Genomic DNA, 24850 nt, shown 5'->3' on the forward strand with positions numbered 1-24850 from the left:
GCATCGGCCAGGTGGTGCTAGTGAGAAGGCGGGTCAGCGACGGTGGACCGCGGACACACAGGCCAGCCGCTTGATGCGGCGGGCGGATGGAGGCTCGGAAGGCGCGGCGCGCCGGGCTGCGTCCGCTGGTGCGCGAGGTGCGACCGGGCCGGCAGGGCGGCGCGGAAGGTGTGGTCTCGGCGGGTTAGCGGCCGGGCGTGTTGAACGGAGGCGGCACGGGAAGGATCCGCCGGGCCCGCTGCAGCACCTCGTCGGCGACCGTGATCAGCGGTGTCGCGTCCGGGGGCGTGGCTGGGGTCGTGCGGTGCCAGCCACTACCGGGGCTGCTCGCGATGATCGTCCAGGTGAACAGCGGGGTGAGGACTTCGGCGACCGCCGTGCTCTGCGTGGCGTAGCTGTCGCGGCAGACCCGCACCCGCAGGACGTACCCGTCGGAGTGGTGCACCCGGGTCAGCTCGTAGCTGCCAGGGCCGCCCTGATGGAACACCTCGTCAACGATCACCGCGACCGGCCCTCCGGGTCCGTGGCGCCGGTCGTCGCCTCGGACGCGACACGGTTCCAGGGCCACTGGTAGGCGCCGATGGCGTAGCAGCCGTTGGCGTCCGGGGCGATGCGGTCGTGCTCGACCCAGCGGCTGTCCAGGCCGTCGTCGTCCTCCCACTCGACGGTGACCTCGTCGCCGTCGAACCGCAGCCGGGGATGCTCGCCGGACATGTCACCGGGGTGGAGGGCGTCGAGGTGGGCGGCCATGCGCTGCACCGCGAACCGAGGGAAGCGGCACAGCACCCCGGCGCGGGAGAGGGTGGTGTAGCCGGTGGCGACCATGGCGCGGTAGGCGCCGCCGCCGACCACGTCGCAGGTCACGGTCGCCGGGGTCCAGGTGGCAAGCGGCGGGGTGATGTCGCCGCGGCTGCGGACGATGCGGTAGCGGACGTCGCTCGCCGGGTCCGGGTGCAGCCCGAACCAGCGCATCTCGTGGCGGCGGGCGTAGCGGAGCAGGTCGAGCAGGTCCCGGCGGCCGTCGACGTGTTCGGTGTGCAGGGGCAGGAATCCGTGTCCGTCGTCGGTAGGGATCGGGTTGCCGGTGGCGCCGGTGGCGGTGTGGGTCCAGGTTTCGGCGCGGACGCGGTGGTCGGCGCCGTCGGTGTCGTACCAGCGGGGGACGCCGTTGGAGGACAACCAGTCACCGTCGATGTCGTGGGACCAGATGAGCGCTGCCTGGTCCGGGACGCCGGCCCGGTACTGCTGCCGGGTCCTACGGTGCGCGCCGGTGGAGGCGGCGTGTTCGGCGAGCGGCAGGACGTCGTCAACGCGGAACCAGAGTCGATCGGACATGGCGGGGAAACCTCCTGATGTGTGGAAGAGGGAAAGGTCGGCCGCTTCGCTGGCCGGGCTTGCGAGGCGCCCCAGCCCCGGGGGCCGGGCGGTGCCCGCACGGGGCCGGCAGCGAGTCCACGCCACGCTGCTCTGGCCCGCGGATACGACGACGCGTGGCCCGCAGAAGCGGGTCGGGCGTGGTTCAGGTGGCAATGGACGTGGCGTAGGGGCAGTGGCCGCATTGGTCGTGGCGGGGTGTGCGTCGCAGGGCTCGGGAAGCCTCAGGGGCGCGGCGGTAGAGCTTGCGTCTGCGGCCAGGAGCCAGCGCGGCGCGGGCGGAGTTGCGTGGAGCCGGTCGGGCCGCCGCCGATCCCCGGGGAAGCAGGGGATGGGTGGTGGTGCCCGACCGGTTCCGGTGCGGTGGTGTTACAGGGCGACGGCGAGCAGCCGCTGGTCGGTCTCGACGGTGTCGAGGTACCGCATCGCCTGCTCGAGGTAGGTCACCCGGTGGGTGAGGGCGTCGCTCGCGGGTGCGAGCTTGTGCCCGTCCGGCGTGAGCAGGGCGTCGCCACAGACGGCGGTGGTGGCGCTGTAGTGCTGGTAGGCCATCGGGCCTGCCTGGAACATCTCCAGCTCACCTGGGCTGAGGCGGGCGGCGCCGTAGCTGGCCGCGTTGTGCATCCGCATCGCGTTGACGCGGGCCTGCTGGTGGAAGTCCGCCTCGGCCCGCTCGCGCGGGTAGCGGGCGGGATCCGCCAGGTGGCGGGCCAGCAGGGTCGGCCACGGAGTGGCCGGCCGGGTGCCGTGCACGACCTGCTGCCACAGTTGGTGGCGGATGCCGGCGCCGACGCCGGCGGCGTGGCGCATGGCGGCGAGGTCGAGCAGCTTCACCGGTCCGCCGGCGCAGTACACCGGACGTCCCTTGCGCGGTGCGACCAGGTCGCGCCGCTGCCACAGCCACATGTCCGGGATGGCCCAGAAGCGGGGCTGCAGGGTGCCGGACACGCCGAAGTGCCGGTCGAGCTGGGTGGCGGTCAGGGCCTGCGACGGCAGTCCGTCGGGCAGGCAGACGATCATGGTGTTGATCGTCGCGGTCTGCGTGACCACCGGGCTGGTGGGTGCCGTGGTGCTGGCGGTGGTGGCCGCAGGGGTGAGCTTGCGGCCCGGGCGGGGCGTCACCGTCGGCACGCGGGTGCCGAAGCGGCTCAGCGGGGTCGCGGCACCGTTGGTTGCGGTCATCTGGGGTTCCTCCTTCGGTAGGGCGCGTTGTCGGGCGCGCGGAAGCGGCCGGCCCACCGGGTACATGGGTCGACTCACGGGACGAACAGGGGATGGGTGCAGCAGAGTGGCTGCTGGTGGAGCGGGATGGTGCGGGGTGGTGCGGTGCGACCTGGGGGTCGCCGCGCGGCGCGGGCGCCGACCGGCCGACAAGGGCGGGTGGGCAGAGCGCACCGTGAGGTGCGGCGGTGGTTCCCGAGGCGGGACCGGACCGGGTGGAGCGATATATGGGTGAAGGTGGTGCCGATGAAGGTAGCGGCCGGATCTGTCAGCGCCGGCCGCCGTCATGATCGTCAGTAGTGCCGTCGACCTGCACTGTCAGACGACCGCTCGATTACGCGGGCGAGGGACGGCGGGACTGTGAGATCCGGTCGGTCTCACAGCCGACCACGACAGTGGACGGCTCCCCTGCGCGTGCGGTGAAGGTGAAGGTCAGGGCTCCGGGTCGGGGCCGCTGGGGTCGGTGTCGGGGAAGCGGTGCGGGTTGGTGGCCGGGTTGTCCGGGCCGTGGTCGCAGGGCAGTTCGTGCAGCCAGCGGCGCGGCCCGGGGTCGGTGGTCAACGTCCAGGCAGGCCCGGCGGGGTGCTCGCCGTGAAGGCCGGTGGCCACGGGCATGGCGGTGGGCACCCCGGCGAGGGCGTCGAGGAGGTGCTGCTCGCGGCGGCGGCCGGGGACGCGCAGCAGCACCGGGTAGCGGGGCCCGTAGCGGGCGAGCTGCTCGTAGGCGCGCAGCTTCCGCAGAACGGTACCGAGGGGTTCGGTGCCATTGTCGTGTTCGAGGAAGAACCCGACGGTGCGCCCTCCGGCGTGCCAGATGCCGTGTCCGTCGGGCTGGACACCGGTGCCGCTGCCGGCGGCGTAGGAGGCGGCGGCGAAGGCGGCGGTGGTGTGCTGTTCGGACCACCACCGCGCCAGCCGGGCGTGCTCGTCGGTGCGGGCGTAGCCGAGCAGGTCGATGAACAGCTGGTTGGTGCCGAGCAGGTGGGGCAGGCGGCGGCTGCCGATGATGCGTTCGGTGCGGTCGATGCTGGTCCGGGGAGCGCGGACGCCTGCGTGGTTCGGGTCGTTGAACTGGGAGGGGTGGACCACGGTGCCGAGCGGTCCGAGGGTGTAGAGGTACTGGCCGCTGCCGGTGGTGACGTCGACGAACCGGCTGACCGCCTCCATCTGGTGCAACTGGGCGAGTCGGAGCCGGGCCGAGCGACGCGATGGGAACAGCGCCGTAGTGATCTGGTCGGTGGACAGCACGTAGTGCTCGGCGAGCCACCGCAACAGCTGATGATCACGGGCGGTCAACCGACGAAGCCGGTCAAGACGAGCAAGACGAGACGACGAACGGGAACCAGGCGAAGAGGCGGAGGAGGCAGAAGCCGAGCGGGAGACGGAGTTGTTGGTGGACACGGTGGATGCTCCAAGCGGAAGAGGAGGTCCCTCCGAGGGAGGGTGTCTGAGTTCGGTGAGGTGGTCACCGGAGGCTGGACACGGCCGGTGAGCGGCACTGACAGACCCGGACGGCCGGATCTGTCAGTGCGGTGTGATGATCGGTGGTGAAGGGCTGGTGAAGCCCGCACGGAAGGGGCGACCGGGACTCGGTCGACCGATCTGTCGATCTTGCTTCAACCGTCCTGCGGCGTTCAGGTGTTCGCCTTCGGAGCGCTCTTGCCCCGGGACCGGCGGTTGTCGTCGGGTCGGGCCGAGAACCGGTCTACGAGGTCGTCGATCGCGCTGGTGTCCTGCGCCGGAACCGCCTCCGCCGCGGCCTGACGGATCGCCGTCGGCTCGCCCACGACCGGCTTCGGCGGCCGGGTCTTGAGGGTGAACGCCGGCGTCTGCCGCCCACCGACGATCAGGCGCCCGACAGCGGTGTAGGCGTCCAGGTGCGTCAGGTCGTGCTCGTCGAGCTCGGGCAGGGTGTGCCTCGCTAGGACGCGGGCGTCCTCCGGGGCGACGGAGAAGTACAGCTTGTTGCGGGCGTTCGCCGACGCGGCTGCCAGTAGGTCCTTCGGGAACTGGGCCAGGTCCTGGTGCGCGAGGACCATCGACAGCCGGTACTTCCGCGCCTCCGCCAACATCGAGTCGAGACTGTTGGCGAGGGTCAGGAAGTTCTGACACTCGTCGATGATCAACGTGGCGTCCCGGCGTCTGTCGGCGGGCACGCTGGCGCGGGCGGTGGCGGCCTGCCACACCTGCGCCAGCACGAGAGAGCCGAGCAGCTTGCTGGTGTCCTCACCCAACTGCCCCTTCGGGATGCGCACCAGCAACGCCCCACCATCGAGAACCTTGCCCATGTCGAAGCTGGACCGGGGGTAGCGCATGGTGCGCTTGACGAAGTCCCGCAGCAGGAACGCCCGCAACCTCGCGAGGACGGGACCGATGACCTGGGAGCGCAGGGCCGGGTTGAGCTGGTCGTACCACTGCCAGAACCCGGACAGGCCGGCCGGGTCATCCAGGCCGACGGTCATCGCGCTTCTGAACTGCGCGGAGTTGAGCAGGGGCGGGATGTGCTGGAGGGTGACGTTGGCGTGCCGCAGCAGGGTCAGGCAGGCCACCCGCATGACGTCGTCCATCCGCGGCCCCCACGCCTTGGCGAAGATGTTCCCGAAGATCGACACGAGGTTGTCGACGACCAGGTCCGGGTCGTCGCCGGACAGCGGGTTGAGGGTGGGCGGGTTGGGCTGGTCGGGGTCGAACAGCACCACCCGCCCGGCGACGCTGGCGGGGAGCCGGTCGAGGATGTCGAGGACCATGTCGCCGTGCGGGTCGATGACCACGGTGCCCCGGCCGGCTTTGATGTCGTCGACGGCCATGTTGACCAGCAGGGTGGTCTTCCCGGAGCCCGTCGATCCGACCACATGCAGGTGATACCTCGCATCGGCGACGGGCAGGGCCACCGAGTGGCCACCGACTTCGGCGTCACCCAGAACCTTGGTGCCACGGCCACCGGTCGGCACCGCCACCGGGGCGGGCATCGACTTCGCCCGCGCCCGATCCAGCCCCGGCACGGCCAGATCCCGCGGCAGCGCCGCGAGGACGGCCAGCTCGGGGGTGGAGGCCAGGAACCCTGCCCCGAGCCGCCGGGCGGCCAGCACAACCACCGGTCGCGTCATCCGCGCCCGGTGCGCGAGCCGGTTGCGGCCGGCGTACACGGCGAACGACGAGGCGACCGCGTCCGCGATGCCCCGCAGCCTGGCCTGCGGCCGGGACCCACCACGGTGGTTGTTCTTCGCGACGGCGTAGCGGATGCCGATCGTCCACAGCGGCTGGGCGGTCTTGTCGAGGATCGCCCGCACGTCCCGCTCCACACCGGGGTCCCGGCGGCCGGCCGGCGGGCCGCCGCTGCGGGTGGTGGTGCGGCCGGGAAGAAACGCCTCGATCAGCCACAGCAGCGGCGTGGCGGGATCGATGGCCGGTACGGCCGTCTTGCCGTCGCGGAGCCGGCCGGCGGCGCGGCGGGCGCGTGCGGCCCGGCGGGGGGTGGCGGGGCGGGCGAGGATCTGCACGCAGGCGTACTCGTCCGGTTTGAGCTGCGAGCCGGCGGACATCAGCGCTCGTAATGGGTCGTTGTCGTGGTCGGTGTTGATCGGTAGCCACTCGGCGGCCGTCGGCAGGAGGTGCCCGCCGACGGCGGCCGGCACGTCCAGTGGGATCGGCGGTAGCGCCTGGTCGTCGGTGGTGCAGGTGGCGCCGGGCCAGGCGGCCCGCACGGCGGCCTCGACCGCCCCGGCCGGCACTGTGCCGGGCACCCAGATCGAGATGAGGAGCTGCCGGCCGGTCCAGGTGTACTGCCACACCACGTGCGGACTGCCGTACAGCAGCCGCCGTCGGCGCGACGGGGTGAGCGTGCCGTGCAGGTTCGCCCACAGCGCGGCGGCGCTGTGCGGGTCGACCTCCGGTGGTGGGGCGACCGTGACGAGGCGGGCCCGGTCGGCGTGGCGGCGGTGCCGCCACCCGTCGAGCAGGGTGCGCCCGGCGACGGACGCGACCAGCAGGGCGGCGGCGACACCGAGCAGCCACGGCCGGTCTACCACCCATTCGGCGGCGTGCAGAACCCAGCGCGTGGGCGCGCTCGGCGGGGCAATGACTCCGCCGCCCGGCCCGGAAGGACTGGGCGCCGGTACCGGCGATGCGACAAGGGACGGTGTCACAGGTCCTCCTCCGTGTCGTCGGGGTCGAGGTCGGCGAGGTCGGACGGTGTGGTGGTCGCGAGAAGATGTTCGGCCTGCGAGGAGATCGACTCGAACGCGGTCCGGTTCGTGCCGGAGATCAGCAGACCGTGCCCGACCCGGGCCGACAGCAGCATCCGCCGCTCTCCGGCGGTCAGGCCGAACGCGTCGGCGACCTGGTCGATGGCCTGCGGGGCCTGCTTGAGCAGCACCTGCGTGGCCGCGTTCGCGACGACGGCGTGGCCGAGGTCGGTGCCGAGCACGTCGGCGACGTCCTGGGTGATGACCGACAGGCCGGCGTTGCGCTTGCGGCCGGCCTTGCTCATCTTGAACAGGAACCGGGCGCCTTCCCCGTCGCGCATCAGCAGCCACGCCTCATCCACCACCACCAGCCGTCGGCCCTGCGGGCGGGATCCTTCGCGGGGCCGCCGCCGATATTGGGGTGGGAGGTCGACCTGTCGCCAGATCTCGTCCAGCGCGAGCAGGGTGCCGACGGTGCGCAGTTCGTCCGGCAGGTGCCGCAGGCTCCAGATCACGAGGTGCCCGTCCGGGCGGGTCGTGGTCGGTGAGTCGAACAGGTCGGAGAACGAGCCGGCCACCCACGGCGCCAGCCGGGCGGCCAACTCGTGGGCGGCCGGGTTGTCGTCGGCCCGCAGTGTCGCGGCCAGATCCTTCAGCAGTGGTGCGGGCCGGTGGTGGGTGGCCGGGTCGGCGGTGATGCCCGCCTGCCGGTACACCTGCAGGATCGCCCGGTCCAGGGCGGCGCGCTCGGCAGGCGGCGGCACCTGTCCCAGTAGGACGCTGATCAACGTGTGGAGGAACAGGCCGCGGCGGGTGAGCACGTCCGGGCGGCCGTCGCCGGCCGGCAGATCCAGGGGGTTGATCTTCACGCCGGGTGCGCCGAGCCGCACGATGGTGCCGCCGACCGCGTCGGCGAGGCGGAGGTATTCGTCCTCGGGGTCGACGACGGCGACCTGCACCCCCTGGTAGAGCTGGCGGAGGATGTCGAGTTTGACGAAGTAGGACTTGCCGGCGCCGGAGCGGGCCAGGATCACGCTGTTGTGGTTCTCCTGCGCCCACCGGTCCCACCAGACGATGCCCTGGGAGTCCGGGTTGACCCCGTACAGCACCCCGCCGGTGGTGGCCGGGTCGCCGGGCAGCGGCGCGGGCAGGTCCGCCGACGCGAGGGGGAACGCGGCCGCCAGGGCTTGGGTGTCCATGGTGCGGCGCATCTGCAGGCTGTCGGTGGCAAGCGGCAGGGTGGTGGTCCAGCCGGGCAGGTGCCGCCACGTCGCGGGCTGCACCTCGATCAGGGTGGACGCGGCGGCGGCCTTCACCTGCGCGCACGCGTCGAGGAGTTCGGCTTCGGTGCGGGCGTGCACGGTCAGGTACAGGCCGACGCGGAACAGCTTCGCCGCCCCGCGGGCGATGCGTTCGGCGAGGTCGGCGGCGTCGTCGGCGGCGGCCTCCACGTACGGGTCGGCCAACTTCCCTTTCTCGGCATCGGCCCGCCGGGACGATTCGAACCGGGCGCGTTGGTTGCGCAGCCGGGACGCCGCCGCCGGCGCGGGGATCGGGTCGATGTGCAACGCGAGGTCGAGGCGGCCTGGCCAGGACAGCAGCGGCTCCAGCCACGCCGGCCCGACCTCGGCCGGATACCCGGTCACCACCAGCGTGGCGGCGTAGCCGTCTCCGACGCGCAGGAACCGGGGTGTCACCTCCATCGAAGCCGGTGCCACCGCCGCCGCCAGTCCTGCGGACGGCGGGCGGGCGCTGGGGTTGTCGTCGTGCGGGGCGCGTCGGCGCCTGACGAAGATCACGATGTCCTCCTGGTGCGTGGCCTCCTGACCGGAGGTCCGGTGATGGTGGTGTGGGGGGCGGCGAGTCCGCCGGGGCGGGGCGGCCGGTACGGGTCGGCGGCGGCGGCCAGGGCGGCGGTCGTGGCGTGGCCGTCGAGGGCGCGGGTGGTGACGCCCAGCCCGGACAGCGACCGGACCGTCTGGTCGGCGCGGCGCCGGGCAGCGTGCTCGCTGCGTTCGCCGCGGGTGGTGCGGGTGACGATGAGGACCTGCCGGCGCAACGGATCCCGCCGCTGCGCGAGGTCGTCGAGGAACCGGGCGTGGTCGGCCGCCGCGTCCGCGAGAGCCGGGTGCGGCAGGGCGTCCGCCGCCTGGGCGACGGTGTGGGCGGCGGAGTGCAGGTCGACCGGCTGCGCCGACACCACGATCTGCGTCGGCGTGGACAGGCTGTTGAGCCAGCGGCCGAACGTGTCGACCAGGGCGGCTTGCTCGTCGGCGGTACGCAACGCGAGGTTGACGCTGGTCGCCGCGACCATCGCCGCCTTCACCGCGCCGAGGCTGATCTCCCCGCGGTCGTCGATGGCGTCGGCAGGCAACCTCAGCGGGGCCGGCAGTGTCACCGTCGACGTCGGGGCCTGTACCCAGTCGGGTGTCTTGGCGGTGGTGTCGGTGGTGGACAACGCGCGCGGCGCCCGCCAGTGGCGTACCGCGCAGGCCAGCCACACGTCCATGGGCAGTCCGTCGCGGCGGCCGACAGCGAGGCCGAACACCAGGCCGCCGAGCACGACGGCCGCGCCGAGCAGCACCGGTGCGGGCACGATGGTGTGCAGGGCCTTCCCGCCGCCGTAGAAGGCGATGGCGGCCACCGCCACGATCGCGAGTTGCCGGAATGTCAGCCCGTAGAGCACCTTGTCCGGCGCGTCTACATCGGCGGGCATGCGGGCGGTGACGGGCTGTTCGTCGCGGTGGTCGCGGTTCATCGGCGCACCGCCCCAAGGCCGGGGATGCGCAGCCCGCGGGTGAGTTGCTGCACCACGACGACCCGCACGACCGCGCCGAGCGGATTGCCGCCGTGCCCGCCTGCGCCGCTGGTGGCGTAGCGGCGCATCAGACCCGGCACTTTGACCGTGGTCCACAGCAGGACCATCACGACGAACAGGTTGAGCGTCCCGCCCGGTTCGACCGGCAGGCCCAGCAGCGGCAGCATGCTGCTGGTGTCCAGCAGCATCCACTGGCCGGCGAACAGCACGAACGCCTGCACCACCGGGATGGCCAGCATGGCGACGTACGACCGCCACCACAGGCGGGCCACGCCGTCGGTTTGCGGCAGGGCGTGGCACGCGAGGGCGATCGGCGCGACCGCGGTGAGCACCAGCGCGACCGCGAAGCGGACGATCACACTGCAGGCCGTGGCGGCGAGCAGGACAACGATGATCGCCAGGCAGACGACGAACAGCAGCCCGGCGCTCTGGTCCCGCGCGGCCATCAGGTGGGTCTTGACGGCGTCGAGGGCCCCGTCACCGTTGAAGTCCTGCGCGGTCAGGGCGGTGGTGAACGCGTTCGCGACCTCGATCAGCGTGCCGGCGATCAGCTGCGAGAAGTGGGCGGTGACGAACCCGACCACGCACCGCGGCAGGAGATCCTTGACGGTGTAGCGGGCGCGTTCGTCACCGCCGGCGACCATGGTGAGAACACCAGCGGTGACGAACGCCAGGACGAAGACGGTGTCGACGACCCAGACCGACCGTCCGGTCAGGGCCTGCACCTGCGGCAGGCTGGTGACGTCCGGGGTGATCAGCAGCGCGCGGGTGATCGCGGTGATGAGCCCGTTCAGGCAATCCAGCAGCAGACCGGCGAACCAGTCGAGGATCTGGTTGAGCGCCCAGGCCATCGTCAGCCTCCGACGATTCCCTGAACGACCCTCAGCAGGACGGGCGCGAGCACGGTCAGGCCGTAGCCGATCAGCGCGTTCTTCAACGCGCCCTTGGCCTTGTCGACCTGGACGGGGTCGCCGCCGGCGGTGGCCCAGTACACACCGGCCAGGACCAGGAACAGGGTGGCGACGGCGGCCAGGATGCCCATCACCCAGGCCTGCAGGTTGGCGATGACGGTGGGCAGGTCGTTGACGGCCAGGATGACCGGCTCACCGGCGTCGCCGTAGGCGACGGCGGGCACGGCCAGCATCCCGAGGGCAGCCGCGGCGGGCGCGGCGACCCGGGCGACGCGGCGAAGCATGGACAGCGCAATGGTCAGAGCACGAGAACGTGCCCACAACATGGGGAACATGGGTGGCTGCACCTCCCGCACCGGCTCACGGCCGGCGCGAATAGTCGAAACGGCGGTCGGGAAGCCGCCGCCGGGCGCGGGAGACACATGCCGGACAGGGGAGCGCGGTGAACCTCGGGAGGAGCTCGTCCTCCCGTTCGGGTCAGCGGCGATCGATGAGGTGTCAGCGCATCAACGTGGCGCGGCACCCGAGGCACCCGGTCTCGTGTCAGCCCTATGTCCCGGCCCGACGGCGGGCGAAACCAACCTCCGCGTCACGCCGTGGTGGCGCCGGAGGAGTTCCGCACCCTCAAACCGGCGTTTGTGAGCCCTGGCGAACACCTGCCGGTCCCACAGCGCTCCGACACCACCTCACAAACCTCTAACGACCCTGGCCAGCACACCCTTCCGACGACCATGCCGCTGGTGACGGAACCGCCTGTCGGCGTCGGTGCCGGAACCTCACAGCCGCCTCCTCGACATCCCCTGAGCGCCGCTGTGAGAGTTCCGACAGCCCGCCCCGCAGCGGTTCACGGCGGTTCGCCGCCGTACCCGGGGGTGGGAACCGGCGGCCGCTGCGGCACGGCAGGCTCGCCGCACACGGTCGCGGACCCGACCAGATGGCCGGGCCCGCGTCGGGGCGCTCAACGGGGACGGCACCTCAGGCGGCTGCCAGCCTCACCCGCGCCGCAGCCGGTCGCGGACCGGCGCCGCGGGCGGCCCGAATGTGCTGGCGTCGCTCGGCCGCCGCGGCGAGGTCCTCCTGCACCCGCGATGAGATCACCTCGGTGAGAAGCCCGGCGGCGAGCGCTTCGGCGATGCGCACGTCGATGCGCTCGACGCGCCGCCGCAGCGTGTCGACCTCCACGCCGAGCCGTGCGGCGATGGGTTCGATGGCCCGCCGGCCCAGCCGCAGGTCGATGTAGGGCTGCTCATCGCACTCATCGACGATGCCCACCTCGACGGCGCGGCGTACGAGGAGGTCCGGATGCCCGTAGGGCCGCCTCGGAGTACGCGGGCCGGTGACGTGCTCGAGGTCGTCCACCGGCACGGCCTCAGCGCCAGCACGCTGCCGCAGTTCATGGCCGGCCCGCCACGCGGCCATGCACAACGACGCGTACGGCGCCGGGCGGGCCAGGTCAACCCGGTCGCGCAGCGCGGTCAGGAAACCGGTGAGGATCTCGGCGTCCAGGTCGTAGGCGTCGCCAGCCCAGCCGGTATGCAGCCGGCCGGCATAGCGGCGCAGCGCCGGCATCGCCATGGCCACCGCGGCGATGACCCAGGCCGGCCCATCGAGGCGGGCGCGCAAGATCAGCTCCCGCCACACCACGTCCCGCACCCTGTAGGCGCGGGGATGCTCCAGCAGCCACTGCCGCAACGCCGGCAGCGCGATGACACCCCTGGGCAGACCGGTGTCAGCGCCGAGCTGCCCGACAAGCGAATCGAGGTCCAGGGACAACGGGTCGGGGTCGCAGGTCAGGTCGGCGAAGGCGATGTCCACGGCGTCCAGAGGCGAGTCGGGCCAGCCGGTGGCGGAGGAGGTCATGTCAGGAACTCCCATGTCAGAGACGAATGTCGGGACGGGTCGAAGCGGCAGCCGGCACGCCTGACCGCCATTGCGCCACCCCGGCCTCACAGACCCCTGACAACGCAGGCCGGCCGACATGGACACCGGGTCGACGCCATCAGTCGCCTCTCGCGACACCACCGCTCACCGACGACCGACGTCGACGTCCACCGTTCTGATACGCCACGCTGACCTGCGCGCTGACACGACCAGAGACGGACACACACTCCGCAGCCGCGGCCGGATGAGAGGACGCGCCACCGCAGCGCGGGCCCGACGACGCATCCCAGCCCGTCTCACAGCGCTGGACAGCGAACAATGACAGACCGCGATCGGCTTGACGCCCCGCCGCCTGTCGGCGGCCACGAGGCGTGAGGTGCGCCGGCGTGCCGGCCGACAGCGTCCGTCCGCCGGGCCGTGACGGTCTGACGAGCCGCCGTCCGAATGACAGCTCCGGAGCCGGTGCCCCCCGGTGACGCCGCTGCTGTCCGGCAAAGTCGGACAGCGGTCCGACAATGCCGGCCAGCACCCCGTGTCATTGGCGTACGCCGCTGGCATGGCCGAGGTGGCCGTGACACTGGGCGGCTGACAAAACTGGAACGATCGACGGCTCTGGCAGCCTCCCGATATTGATCCGACCCATGGAGTCGGCGCCCGCGTGAACATCCCGGAGCCCCAGGACAGCCAAGCGGACGGGAACCCGCTGTCAGAGAATCGTGAGATCACCGTGAGAGGGGCAGGTGTTCGCCACAGCTGACAAACACCGGTTTGAGGGTGTCAGCGCACCACGGCGCGGCGCGGAGCCGACACCACATGAGCGAGCACACGCCGCAGCACCACAACCCGCATCCCGACCCCACCGCCGACACCGGCCCGCTGGCCGAGGCCGACCCGACACCGACCGACCTGGTCGCCGGCGACCCGCCGGTACCTCTCACCGTCTGGCGCACCGCCCACACCCCAGGCGACGCCGGACGCAGCATCGGCGCCCGACTGGCCGGCCGCCTCATCGCCGCCTACAGCCGCCCCGGCGAGGCGGTCGTCGACCTCACCGGCGACCACGCCCTCATCCAGGCCTGCGCGGCTGGAGCGCGCCGTCACCACCCCGCGTGGTTCACCGACACGTCGAGCCTGATCATCGGCCCGGGCGCCGCGGCCCCGCCTGCCGGCGCCACCGTCGGTACGGAACCGGGGGAGGAGGACGACCTGCCCGAGATGGGCGCCTGGTTCGGCGACGATCTCACCGACCCGCAACTGCACCCACCGACCGACACGGCGGCCGACCCGCCACCCGACAAGTCCCTGCAGCAGTCGACCAGTCTCGTGGTCGCCTGCTGGCCCCTGCACGAGCACGCCGCCGCCAACCGGGTCCGGCTGGCGTGGCTGCTGACCGCCTGCGCCGCCCTGCTGCAACCGGGCGGCTGCCTGATCCTCGTCGTCACCGTCCCGGTCGGCACCACCGCCAGCCCGGAAGACTTCTCCGGCGTGGTCCAGGCCGCCGCCGGCGTCGGACTGGGCTACCTGCAGCACATCGTCGCCGTCACCGCCGACACCGACGGCGACGCGTTCGTCTACCACGTCACCGACGAGGAACTGCTCACCCTCACCACCACCGACCAGCGGTGGCAGATGGCGCACCTGCGCATCCACGCGGACCTGATGGTCTTCAGCCGATCCCAGAGCCGCGCCCCGCGTGGACGAGGCGGGCGCGAGGGCGGTGGTCGCCGTGGCTAAGCACCGCGCAGACACCGTCGGCGACCCCGACGAGCAGAGCACACCGACCGCCGCCACCATCGACCCGATCGGAGGCCATCGGGCTGCTGCTGGCGCTGAGGGCCTGACGGTGTGGGCGACGGCCCAGGCCACCGGACCGGTCCAGCGCCGAGGCCGGTACGTCCGCGAGTCCGTGCAACACCCGGCGCGGATGCTCCCCGCGATCGCCGCGCACGCCGTCACCGCCTACACCCAACCGGGGGACCTGGTGCTCGACCCGATGTGCGGGATCGGCACCACCCTCGTCGAGGCCATCCACGCCGGCCGCGACGCGATCGGCGTGGAGTACGAGTCCCGCTGGTCCGACATCGCCGACGCCAACATCAAACACGCCCACACCCAGGGCGCGACCGGCCGGGCCGGCGTCATCCGCGGCGACGCCACCAGCATCCTCTCGCTCGTACCCGCGGCCCTGACCGGGCAGATCGCCCTCGTCGTAACCTCGCCGCCGTACGGACCGACCGTGCACGGCCTCGTCCGGCCCGGCACCGACGGCGTGGCCAAGTTCGACAACGCCTACAACGACGGCACCGACCGCGGAAACCTCGCCTACCGCGACCTCACCGGCCTCGCCGACGGGTTCGCCCAGATCCTCACCGGCTGCCACACCCTCCTGCGCCCCGGCGGGGTCGTCGTCGTGACCGCCCGCCCGTGGCGCAAGCACGGCGAACTCGTCGACCTCCCCTCGGCCGTCATCGGCGCCGGAATCCGCGCCGGCCTCACCCCCGTCGACCGGTGCGTGGCACTGCTCGCCGCCATCCGCGACGGCGGGCTCGTCGCCCGGCCGTCGTTCTTCCAACTCCAGGCCGTCCGCAAGGCCCGGGCGGCCGGCACCCCCATGCACCTGATCGCACACGAGGACGTCCTCGTGTTCAGCAAGAGCCAGACCGACTCGCGTTCAGAGAGCCTGAAGGACACCCTCGGGGGAGGGATGGTCGCGTGAGTAGGCCTACCCACCGCCACCCGAGTCGCGCGGCGGGACTGTACAGCTGCTGCCGTCTGCTGTTGGCCGCGCGCGGTGAGCCCTCGCAGTTCGACGCGGCGGAGGTGCGTGATTGACCACCGACCCGCACCGCGCATCGGATCCCTGTGCACCGGATACGGCGGCCTCGACATGGCCGTCGAGCTGGTGCTCGGCGGCCAGCTCACCTGGTACGCCGAAACCGACCGGCATGCCGCCACCGTCTGCGCCCACCACTGGCCCGACGTGCCCAACCTCGGGGACATCCGCACCATCGACTGGACCGACGTGCCACCCGTCGACATCCTCACCGCAGGCTTCCCCTGCCAAGACATCTCCAACGCCGGCAAACGCGCCGGCATCACCGGTGTCCACAGCAACCTGTGGACAAGCGTCGCTCACGCTGTTCGCGCTCTTCGACCGCCCGTCGTCTTTGTGGAAAACGTCGCCGCCCTCCGCACACGCGGACTCGACGTCGTCCACGCCGACCTGGCCGCGCTCGGGTACGACACGAGCTGGCTATGCCTACGCGCATCCGACATCGGCGCCCCGCATCGACGGGACCGGCTGTTCCTGCTCGCCACCACCGGAGAGGGGAGAAGAGATACGAACGCTGCCGACGCCCTGTGCCCGTGACGGCAAAGGACCCGGGCACCAGCGCGGTCTGCCCGACGTCGTCGCCTCGAGCGGCATCCGCCACCAGCTGTTGCCGACCCCACCCGCGAGCGACACCGGCACCCCCGGCCGCCGCGCAGGTGACGGTTTCCGACCGCCGCTGTCACAGGTGCTCCTCCCCACGCCGCGCGTGACGGACAGGCAGAAGGATTGCCCCGGACAATGTGGCTCCCACGAGGACGTCCCCCTGCCGCCTCTGGTGCCTGGCCTATCGAAGCCCCGAACCTCCTACACGGGAAGCGCCGGCCACCATGGCGACGAGGACCCCGACCTACGCACCGCCCCCGCCCAGCTCAGCAGCGACGCGCTCGGAAGACCCGACGAGACCACGTGGCAGATCTACGCCCCGGCGATCGCACGCTGGGAGCTTCTGATCGGCCGTCCCGTTCCCGCGCCCGCCCAGCCCGGCCAGCACGGTAAGCCCGTGCTCGCACCGCCGTTCGTGGAATGGCTCATGGGCCAACCCGCCAACTGGGTCACCGACCCCACCCTCGATCTCCCACGCACCGGCGCGTTGCGCGTCCTTGGCAACGGCGTCGTCCCCGCCCAAGCGGCGACCGCCCTGCGCCTTCTGCTGTGCCGCCACCACTGACCACCCGCGGGCTCTTCGCAAGCCGACCAGGCATCCGCCCGCGAAGAGCCCGCCCCACCCGCGCCTGCGAGGAGCTCACCGTGCGCGACAACCCGCACCGCCCCCGACGGCGCCCACCGCCGTCACCCACACCCGCCCACGCGACAGGACACCACGACGAGCAGGAACCGCGCCTCTACACACCAGCCGAAGCCGCAGCGCTGCTGCGCATCCCGGAATCCTGGCTACGCCGCCGCGCCGGGCGCCGCCAAATCCCCTGCACCTTCCTCGGCAAACACCTGCGCTTCTCCGCCGCCGACCTCGCCGCCCTCATCGCCGCCTCCGCCGAACCGGCCACCGGCCGGCGCACCCACCGGCGCCGCCACCCGCCAGCGCCGACTTGACCCAGCCCGCGAAGTCACGCGTCCATCACCGACGCACCGCACCCGCACCGAATGGAGTAACCCATGGCCTGGGTGGAACAACGCGGCATGAAGTTCCGCGTCCGCCTCCGCACGACCGACGGCACCGTCACCACCGACTCCACCCATGACCGGCGCGCCGACGCCGTCATCCGCGCTAAAGAGATCGACGTCGAAGTCGCCCGCGACACCTTCATCGACCCCCGCGGCGGACGGATGCCCCTCGCCGAATGGGTGCCCATCTGGGAGTCCACACACCAGGCGTCCCCCGCGACCTGGTCCGCCTACCGCAGCCACCTACGACTGCACATCCTGCCCACCCTCGGCCCGCTACCCCTGGTGGACATCCGCCGCCAACACATCAAGACCCTCGCCGTCGCTCTCGGCAAACGCCTCGCACCCCGATCCGTCGCCGACGTGATCATGGTCCTATCGATGGTCCTACAAGAAGCCGTAGAAGACCGACGGCTTCCCTTCAACCCCTGCCGAGGCATCCGCATCCCCAAAGGCATCCGCGCCGAACGACCCCACGCCACCGCCGAACAAGTCGCCGCCATCGTCGCCCGCCAAGCCCGCCCATCCGACGGCCTCATGATCCTCACCGCCGCCTACACCGGCATGCGCTGGGGCGAAATCGCAGGCCTGCACCGAGACAACCTCGACCTCACCCTCGGCAGCATCTACGTCCACCCCGACACCGGCGCCCTGCACGAAGTCGAAGGCAAGCTGTACCTCGGCCCACCCAAAACCAACGACTCCGTCCGCCACATCCGCCTACCCCGCTTCCTCACCAACCTCCTCGCCACCCACCTCGCCGACCACCCCCACCACACCGTCTTCCCCGGCGCCCGCGGCTACCACCAACGCCGCTCCAACTTCAGCCGCCGCGCTTGGACCCCCGCCCTCACCGGCGACCCCCAACGCGCCATCCCGCCGATCCTGCCCGGCATGCACTTCCACGACCTACGCCACACCCACAAAACCTGGCTCATCGAAGACGGCATCCCCGAAATCGCCCAGGCCCGACGGCTCGGCCACCGCCTCGCCGGCGTCAGAGGCATCTACAGCCACGTCACCGAAACCATGATCACCAACCTTGTTGACGCGCTGCAGCGACGCTGGGAGACAACCCAACCCGACCGACCCAACAGCACGCTGCGGCATCTGCGACCGGTCGCTTGATCAGGCTGCTGAGGTGCGCATAGGTGTCCAGCCGATAGGGGCCGCACCATCTCGCCCCAGCACTGGACATGAGCGAGCACTGGTTGAGCGGGGGATTGTGCCGCGCATTCGCGGGCACTAGCACCGCTGCGGAGAGCACCTGAGACTCCGCCGTCAAGCCTGGTTCGCGCAGCTCAGCGCCGACGGTTGGACCCTCCTCGAGCCGTACGTGTTCGACAAGCGGCTCCACAAGCCCGGCGATGTGGCCGCCACCGTCGGCATGTTCCGACCGACCCGCACCAGCTGACCGGCCACACCAACGGTCACCTACCCGACAACGGGCGGGGCGGCAGCCGCATCCCAACCATCATCGACACGACACGTCACGTGGGGAGACAGTCTTGACCAACCCGTACCAGGCGCAGCAGCCGCACGACGTCTACGGCCAGCCGCCCGTCCAGCACCAGCCGGCCGAGTGGCCGCCGACCGCCGCTGGGATTGCGCCGTCAGCACCGCCGGCCGCGCCCAGCCGCAAGCCGCTGATCGTCGCCGTCGCTGCGGCCCTCGCTGCGCTCTTGCTCGCCGTCGGCGGCTACGGCCTGTACGACCGGTTCATCCGCGAGGACACCGGCGTCGCCGCCTGCAAGGCCATGCGCGAGGGGAAGAAGGCCGACGGCAGCGCTAAGGGCGGCGGCGATGACAAGCTCACCGAAGCCGAGTACCGACAGGCGCGCAGGGTGTTCGAGGACTCCCGCCACGACGACATCCGCGAGCACGGCACCGCGCTGATGGACCTCGCCTGGCAGATGTCGCAGATCCCGAATGGGCAGGAGATGGGCGCGCTGGCGTTCATGGGCCCAATGACGATGCACATGTCGGGTCTGCAGACAGCGTGCGCGAACCAGGGCGTCATCGTCACCCTGAACACCGAGTAACCGCACAAGAGCGAAGTTGTCATCCAGGCGGGTAAGGGCTTCGTCGTCCACCAGGATCTTCTCGCCGTTGCCGTCGTCGCCCTGGTCGTTGATCAATACATCGCCGCAGTCAAGGGCAACTTCGTGGCCCACCAGTCTGCGGTCCGCGACCAGCACGCTGCCTCCCTTACCGTTGCCCTCTGCATGAAGATTTCCGCACACACCACACTCAAATGACGGGGTATCCCGCAACGTCGCTACCGGTAGGAGCACCGAAGGGATCGGTGCGAACGCCGACACCACGGTCGGACGAGGGCTCCTGTCCGCTTGCGAGCCTCGCGCAGTTCGGCCGGATTCGCTGCCGGCCGACCGGTCCCAGGCAAACCATCTCAGATGTCAGCTACCGGGTGCACCAGCCCTTTGCGGATGGTGCGCAGCCCGCCGAGTAACGCCTGGCGGCACGGAGCTGCCCGGTCGCGCCGCGCAGCTCCGTACCCGCACGCGGGCGGCAGCGCGCCGAAGCCGCCGCCCTCCTAACCGGCGTGTCGTGGCTGACAGGATCAACGCCCTGTCCACCGGAGCACAGCAGCGCCGGGCCTTCTCGGGATGTCACACGACGGATGGAGACCCTGGTGATGCCCCCGGGTGGCATATGCTGCGCCAGCGCGACGGGGAGGGTGAATTGCGACGGTGGGTGGTGCGGGTGGCGGTGGCTGCCCTGGCCGGGGCGGTGGTGGCGATGGTGGGGTGCGGGGCACCTGCCGGGCTGGACGGCGACCTGACCGACGACTGGCCGCTCGCCGCGGCGGCCGTGCAGTTCACCCCGAAGGTGGGCGACTGCCACGTGATTGCCGAACCGTCGAGTTACCTGACCAGCTACCAGCCGGTCGACTGCTCGCGGCAGCACCTGCTGGAGACCTTTCACCTGGGCACGTTCACCGGCGCGGTAGCCGAGCGGGAAACCCCGCCGCTGGTGGGTTCGGCGGTGCTGCGACCGGCGTTCGCCGAATGCGACGCGAAGGCGACCGCGTTCGTCGGTGGCGACTGGCGGGGCGCTCGCCTGACGGTGCAGGTCGCGCCCCCGTCCCCGGGCGGGTGGCAGGGTGGCAGTCGCTGGTTCCGGTGCGACATCTTCGAGCTGGACACGGCCGATGGCGGCTCCGAGCAACGGCATCCGGACGACCACCCGGTGCAGCACACCGGCAGCCTGCGGGATGCGCTAAAGGGCCCGTCACCGCTGGCCTTCGGGTGCCTGAACGAGGACCGGTACGGCGCTTTCGAGCAGACCGACTGCGCTCGGCCGCACACGTTCGAGTACGTCGGCTCGTGGACGGCGCCTGGCACCTCGTACGCGGATGCGGGCCGCGACGAGGACGGCGTGCACGCGAAGTGCCGGATCCTCGTGGCCCGGTACGCGAAGGTCCCGGTCGACGGCGTGCTGCGCTACCGGACGGGCACCTCGTACCTGGTGCCGTCCGCGGAGGCGTGGGCGCGCGGTGACCGGGGGATCCGCTGCTTCTACTGGTCGGGGGGTACGAAGGTGACCCGTTCGATCAAGGGCGGTGGCACAAAGGCGCTACCGGTCCGTTGAACGCGGCGCACCGACGGAGGCAGAGGCGGGCGGGAAAACCGGGTGAGCCAGGCCGGTGCGCCCGCCCACCGTCGACCGGTGCTCATGGCGCCCACACCAGCGCCGGCCTGCGCGAGGTGGACGTGCTCGCCCGCCTAGTACTCCAGCCGTACCTGATGGAGTCGGAGTCTTCGCTGGTAGTGGGTTGTTTTGGCGCGGTACTGGTGTCGTCGTCGCCATCGTGACCATCGATCGATGTGGTCGAAGGGTCGGATGGTGGTGATCAGGTGTGCCAGGAGACGTCGGACCTCGCCGAGGGTGAGGGGAATGAGGCCGTCATCGGATTCGGCGCCCCCTTTTTTTGGCCTGCGCGGCGGTGACGGCGAGGTAGGTGTGGGCGCACAGAACGGCCTTTCTGTTGTTCCTAATCGGCGATCCCGTGGACTCGCCGCGCCTGTACGGGGCGAAGTTCTGCACGGGCGACATGGACCTGGGCATCGGGTTCGACGCCCAGGCCATCTTCGGAGCGGGCCGGGGCGACACGCTTCGGTGGCTCCTGGAGAACGGATACACCGACGAGCACGCGCGTCTGTCTTGAGTGGTTGTCGCAGTCGGAAGACCCGAAGATCGAATACTGGGCGCGGCACGTGCGCGCCTACTTCTACTCACCGGACGGGGTGCTGCTCCTGGATCCGCTCTAGACACGCCCTGGCCAGCAGGGTCCGTGCGTGCACGGATCTGCCGCCTGTCGTGGTGGCTACGCCCGACCGAACCTCTTGATCAGGCGCACCTATGGGCACGGGTTCGGGTTCGGGTTCGGCTGAATTGGTCGAGCTGGTCAGGAGGGTGGGCCAATGAACGCGGGGTCCTCGAAGCCCAGGTCGCGCATCTTCTCGGCGGAGAAGACCACCATGATTTCGTCGCCGGGGATGAAGACGCCCTGCGGGTCGGGCAGCTGCGGGATGGCAGCGACGAACCAGATCGAACCTGCGGCGAAATCCAGGCGCAACGCGACAGGCACGTCGACCGAATGCGCCGGCGCGGCGATGCTGCCGTTCGCCCGCCGGCTCGGCCCGATCTGGAACTGCTCCCAGTGGCAGGCCGTGCTGTGCACCCTTGACCCGAGAAGTGGAGCCCAGCGACTCTGGCCCTCGACATCCGGGCCGACGCGGGCCGGACCGGATTCGCCGAGGACGAGGTGATGTCCGATCGGCTCGTGGAAGACCTCGACGCCATAGGGGTAGAACGTGTCGGTCCAGGTCACGGTCACGGCGCCGAGGTCGGTGCCGAGTTGTACGCCCATGACGGCGTGATGCCAGTCGCCATAGTCCCACGGCGCGCGTTCCGGGCCGAAGTTGTGCACGTCCCAGTAGTCGACCGACGTCAGGCGCCGCCCCCGCAGGTCGCGCAACGCGCCCTCGAAACGGCCGCGCAGACCATCGGCCCCGCGCACCTTTCCCACCGACCGATCATCGCTGGTCATACCTGTAAGCGCATCGTCTTTAGTTCGATCCTCTATCGCTACGCCGGCCGCTCATGCTGCGAAGCGCTCGTCACCCAAGTGCCATCGGCGCCGTTCGTCGGCGTCCGGATGTGCCGATGTGCGGAAGTAGACAGGACCTGCCGTCTATAGCCGGTTCAGCGCCAGTGCACGCCTGGCTTGGCCTGTGGATGGGAGGAGCCGTCCAAATGATGTTGTGAGGGTGCTTGCCAACCGCCTCGGTGATGATCTTAGGTCTCATCGTGGCGATGGCGGCGGGCAATAGTTGGCGCTGGTGGCTGACTGCGGGCGGCGTAGCGCTTGTGGTACTGCCGCTCGGGCAGGGTGCGCCCATGGTCGCTGTAGTGGCGGCGATCTGCGGGCCGATCGTGGTCGGCGCTTGGGCGTGGGGCACCCGTAGCGGCGGTGCCGTCGGCGTGGCTGTCGGCGTCGTCTTCATCGCCGGGCTGGCCGCCGTGTTCGCTGTCTCGCAGTGGCCTGGCAGCCTAGTAGCGGCACCATGGCTTGACTGGTTCGCGGTGTGGTTGCTGGTCGGCGTCGGGTGCCTGGCCGCGTTGGTCATCGATCGGCGCCTGCACGCCGTTTCCACCTCTCACCTCGACGGGCGGAGCCGGACGGCGGGCGAAGTTCAGTGGGTTGCCGCGATGGCGACGTTGGTAACGGTGGTGGCGCTGTGCGGCTGCGGTCTCGGCGTCGTCGTCTTCGACGGCGACGGCAGGCTGCGGTTTCCTACCCGCGAAGATGAGGTCCTCCCACTGCCGGCGTCGCTGCGCCTGGTGTCGGCCGACAGGTGCGCCGATGGTGGCAGCAGCGGCAACTGCACAGCCGAGTTCGTGGTGACGGCCGCCGATGGTGCCGACAGGACAACGACCGTGGCTCGGCTCGTCGAACACCTCCGCAGCCGCGGTTGGCTGCTCCAGGCCGAAAATGGCGTCTGTCGCGGCTCACGGGAGACGGGCGGGATCCTGAACTGGACAGCGCACAAGATGTGGCTGGACGCCGACGTCGAGCCGGCATCGGCGCTGCGACCGGCGCAACCGTCGGACGCGGTCGTCATCTACATCGACAACCTATGACACGGTTGCCTCGCCTCGCCTCGACCAGCACGCACGCTTCTGCCGCCGGACCGCGCGCCGCGCAGCGTCACGATCGCTTGGGTCAGGTGCCTGTACGGTCTCGCCGGTTATGGGTCAGAGCGATCGCCGATTGCGCTACGGATCGGCGGTCTGCCGGCTGATCGACAAGATCCTCGGCAGGACGTAACAGAACTCGCCGCCACCCCACGAGTCCACTAGCTGGGTTTAGATTCCTCCACCGCTCTGACGCACTCACATGCCGCTGATAAGCCGCGGCATGTCTGAGCTTGTCGGGTCGACAAGCGCGCCGTGGGAGCGGATCGGGAGCAGCTGAGGCCTAACGGTTGCTGAGCGGGCGTTGGCGTCACTAGGACGGCTTGAGCAAGCGGCCACGGAGTCTGACGAACGACGTGCAGGACGGCCCGGCACAGCCTGGAGGCATCAACCCGGTCGCGGGCCCGTGATCGGGGGAGCGGGTTGGGAGCAACAGGGTGCCCTGAACGGCGCTGAACCGCACCGAACAGCATCGGACGGCACGTAACTGCACCCACCCCTGCCTGGGGCTTCTCGTTTTCGCAGGTCAAAGTCCGTGCGGCGTCCTGCTTCACACAACTGCACTCAACGGCAGTGAACAGCAGTCAACGGCACTCTATGTCGCCTGGTAGGGGAGTATTCGCAGCTCAAGGCGGTAAGGGCCTTGTGAGTGTTCCTGCCTTGCAGGTGGGTGCAGATTGGGTGCAGCGTGGCGAAGTGGTCATCGTGTCCGAAGTGCTCACTGGCTTTGGGTGGAGAGGGGGCCGTGACCTGCGACGATGCTGGCGAGCGAGTGGCAGTGAACTCCCAGAGAACACCGAAGTGGTCAGGGTTCGCTGCTCCCCGCCTGGCTGGTGCCGGCTGCCGTCGGGGACTCGCTGGCGCCGGTCAAGAGGGTACTGTCGTATCGACGCATGGCTCTGGCTTCCGCCCGTGCTGGCGTCGATGCGGTTCCGAGGGCTGAGACTCGAATCCCAGCAGCAGCGCGCTGACCAGCGCTTCCTGCTCGGTGACCTCTCCGGCGTGCCTGAAGTTGTCAGCCTCGCCCTGCCCGACTGCTGATGTACGGGACAGTGTTAGGCGCTGTGTCTTTGAACGATCGAAGGGAGGCGCGAGTTGCCTTCATGCCTTTGAATTTGGCACGAGGAAATGGGGACCGACGAATCCGACATGGATCCGGCCGGTGGCTCCGTCGGTGTCATCGTAGAAGTAGATGCGTGGGGCTAGGGCGCCACCTCCCTCGCTGACCTTCAGGTGCGCCTCCATAAAGACTCGCGGTCCGAGCCCGACCTGCGGGTCGACCTCGAAAATCCGCGACTCAGCATGTCTGCCGTTACGCAATGTTTCCGACTCCCGCATTGCGAGTCGCTTGCTGCTGGCAGGCCAACTGAAGGCTTCTCCACGCTCGCACCAGGACCAGAAGTTCCCGCCCGCGCCAGCCTGCTTCGCTTGTGCGTAAGCGGCGAGGGCCTGTAGGCCACGCCAGGCCGAGTTGCCGAGAGCGAATGCGTTCGGGCTGGTGTCGATGCCTTGTAGTTCTCGGGCTGCGCTTGGCGCGATCGTTAGCCAAGCGCTCAGGTATGTCCGTGCCGCGGCAACCGCCTCGGATACGTCCTGCACGGTCTCCGGCCGACTGGCGTCGCCGACGTCTTCCTGAGCCTGCGAGGTGCCCCAATAAAGGTCGACGAGGCCCTGTGCCTCCAGTGCCCGTCTAATACTCCAGCCGGGGATGTTGACCTCGGCTGAGCTGCGGTTCGGTGCGGTGGGGGTACGAGGGCAGCCACCGTCGATCATGGGCGGTTGT

At 70.7% G+C, this 24850-nt stretch carries 22 protein-coding genes; 10 read left to right on the forward strand and 12 right to left on the reverse strand.

Annotated features, from left to right (window positions below):
• Positions 1-184: 184 nt before the first annotated feature.
• The 10 genes from PVK74_RS30315 to PVK74_RS30360 all read right to left on the reverse strand — a co-directional run bounded on the left by PVK74_RS30315 (position 185) and on the right by PVK74_RS30360 (position 12368).
• Positions 185-502, reverse strand: coding sequence for a hypothetical protein (locus PVK74_RS30315; RefSeq protein ID WP_187691977.1), 318 nt, complete (start codon positions 500-502; stop codon positions 185-187).
• Positions 499-1335, reverse strand: coding sequence for a hypothetical protein (locus PVK74_RS30320; RefSeq protein WP_274477782.1), 837 nt, complete (start codon positions 1333-1335; stop codon positions 499-501). Before PVK74_RS30320 ends, PVK74_RS30315 begins: the two co-directional genes overlap by 4 nt.
• Positions 1336-1743: 408 nt before the next feature.
• Entirely contained in the window at positions 1744-2556 is an 813-nt protein-coding gene (locus PVK74_RS30325) for a hypothetical protein (protein WP_274477783.1), read from the reverse strand.
• Between the two features lie 471 nt (positions 2557-3027).
• Positions 3028-3867, reverse strand: coding sequence for a replication-relaxation family protein (locus tag PVK74_RS30330; RefSeq protein WP_274477784.1), 840 nt, complete (start codon positions 3865-3867; stop codon positions 3028-3030).
• A 362-nt stretch (positions 3868-4229) separates the two neighbouring features.
• Positions 4230-6740 carry a helicase HerA domain-containing protein gene (locus PVK74_RS30335; protein WP_274477785.1) on the reverse strand — a complete coding sequence of 837 codons (2511 nt, stop codon included), beginning with the start codon at positions 6738-6740 and terminating at the stop codon, positions 4230-4232.
• Positions 6737-8482, reverse strand: a complete 1746-nt coding sequence (locus PVK74_RS30340; protein ID WP_274479330.1) for a VirB4 family type IV secretion system protein — start codon at positions 8480-8482, stop codon at positions 6737-6739. Before PVK74_RS30340 ends, PVK74_RS30335 begins: the two co-directional genes overlap by 4 nt.
• 92 nt (positions 8483-8574) lie before the next feature.
• The gene (locus PVK74_RS30345) at positions 8575-9537 is read right to left on the reverse strand and encodes a PrgI family protein (protein WP_274477786.1); all 963 of its coding nucleotides are present in this window, start codon (positions 9535-9537) and stop codon (positions 8575-8577) included.
• Positions 9534-10448, reverse strand: coding sequence for a TrbL/VirB6 family protein (locus PVK74_RS30350; protein WP_274477787.1), 915 nt, complete (start codon positions 10446-10448; stop codon positions 9534-9536). The genes PVK74_RS30345 and PVK74_RS30350 overlap by 4 nt, the downstream gene beginning before the upstream one ends.
• A 2-nt stretch (positions 10449-10450) precedes the next feature.
• Positions 10451-10843 carry a pilin gene (locus PVK74_RS30355; protein WP_420800541.1) on the reverse strand — a complete coding sequence of 131 codons (393 nt, stop codon included), beginning with the start codon at positions 10841-10843 and terminating at the stop codon, positions 10451-10453.
• A gap of 640 nt (positions 10844-11483) precedes the next feature.
• Positions 11484-12368, reverse strand: coding sequence for a hypothetical protein (locus PVK74_RS30360; RefSeq protein WP_274477789.1), 885 nt, complete (start codon positions 12366-12368; stop codon positions 11484-11486).
• A gap of 834 nt (positions 12369-13202) precedes the next feature.
• Here PVK74_RS30360 and PVK74_RS30365 point away from each other — a divergent pair.
• The 9 genes from PVK74_RS30365 to PVK74_RS30405 all read left to right on the forward strand — a co-directional run bounded on the left by PVK74_RS30365 (position 13203) and on the right by PVK74_RS30405 (position 21034).
• Complete coding sequence (locus tag PVK74_RS30365; RefSeq protein WP_274477790.1) at positions 13203-14123, forward strand: hypothetical protein; 921 nt, start codon at positions 13203-13205, stop codon at positions 14121-14123.
• A 58-nt stretch (positions 14124-14181) separates the two neighbouring features.
• Entirely contained in the window at positions 14182-15105 is a 924-nt protein-coding gene (locus PVK74_RS30370; RefSeq protein WP_274479331.1) for a TRM11 family SAM-dependent methyltransferase, read from the forward strand.
• Between the two features lie 171 nt (positions 15106-15276).
• Positions 15277-15759: a DNA cytosine methyltransferase gene (locus PVK74_RS30375; RefSeq protein WP_233607751.1), complete on the forward strand. Its 483-nt coding sequence runs from the start codon at positions 15277-15279 to the stop codon at positions 15757-15759.
• 463 nt (positions 15760-16222) lie between these two features.
• Entirely contained in the window at positions 16223-16390 is a 168-nt protein-coding gene (locus PVK74_RS30380) for a hypothetical protein (protein WP_274477791.1), read from the forward strand.
• An 80-nt stretch (positions 16391-16470) separates the two neighbouring features.
• Positions 16471-16773 (forward strand): helix-turn-helix domain-containing protein, encoded by a 303-nt coding sequence (locus PVK74_RS30385; RefSeq protein WP_209960675.1) that lies wholly within the window; start codon positions 16471-16473, stop codon positions 16771-16773.
• Positions 16774-16836: 63 nt separating this feature from the next.
• The gene (locus tag PVK74_RS30390; protein ID WP_274477792.1) at positions 16837-17973 is read left to right on the forward strand and encodes a tyrosine-type recombinase/integrase; all 1137 of its coding nucleotides are present in this window, start codon (positions 16837-16839) and stop codon (positions 17971-17973) included.
• A gap of 380 nt (positions 17974-18353) precedes the next feature.
• Positions 18354-18887 carry a hypothetical protein gene (locus PVK74_RS30395; protein ID WP_069089491.1) on the forward strand — a complete coding sequence of 178 codons (534 nt, stop codon included), beginning with the start codon at positions 18354-18356 and terminating at the stop codon, positions 18885-18887.
• A 661-nt stretch (positions 18888-19548) separates the two neighbouring features.
• Positions 19549-20457, forward strand: coding sequence for a septum formation family protein (locus PVK74_RS30400; protein ID WP_083297101.1), 909 nt, complete (start codon positions 19549-19551; stop codon positions 20455-20457).
• A 418-nt stretch (positions 20458-20875) separates the two neighbouring features.
• Positions 20876-21034 carry a hypothetical protein gene (locus PVK74_RS30405; protein WP_274477793.1) on the forward strand — a complete coding sequence of 53 codons (159 nt, stop codon included), beginning with the start codon at positions 20876-20878 and terminating at the stop codon, positions 21032-21034.
• Positions 21035-21274: 240 nt separating this feature from the next.
• On the opposite strand, the gene PVK74_RS30410 is transcribed toward PVK74_RS30405, so the two are convergent.
• Positions 21275-21919, reverse strand: a complete 645-nt coding sequence (locus tag PVK74_RS30410; protein WP_274477794.1) for a hypothetical protein — start codon at positions 21917-21919, stop codon at positions 21275-21277.
• Positions 21920-22179: 260 nt separating this feature from the next.
• On the opposite strand from PVK74_RS30410, the gene PVK74_RS30415 reads away from it, so the two are divergent.
• Positions 22180-23013 (forward strand): hypothetical protein, encoded by an 834-nt coding sequence (locus PVK74_RS30415; RefSeq protein ID WP_124778998.1) that lies wholly within the window; start codon positions 22180-22182, stop codon positions 23011-23013.
• 1155 nt (positions 23014-24168) lie between these two features.
• On the opposite strand, the gene PVK74_RS30420 is transcribed toward PVK74_RS30415, so the two are convergent.
• Positions 24169-24840 (reverse strand): hypothetical protein, encoded by a 672-nt coding sequence (locus tag PVK74_RS30420; RefSeq protein ID WP_274477795.1) that lies wholly within the window; start codon positions 24838-24840, stop codon positions 24169-24171.
• Positions 24841-24850: the final 10 nt, after the last annotated feature.

The sequence above is a fragment of the Micromonospora chalcea genome, assembly GCF_028768405.1.
Taxonomy (GTDB): Bacteria; Actinomycetota; Actinomycetes; order Mycobacteriales; family Micromonosporaceae; genus Micromonospora; species Micromonospora chalcea.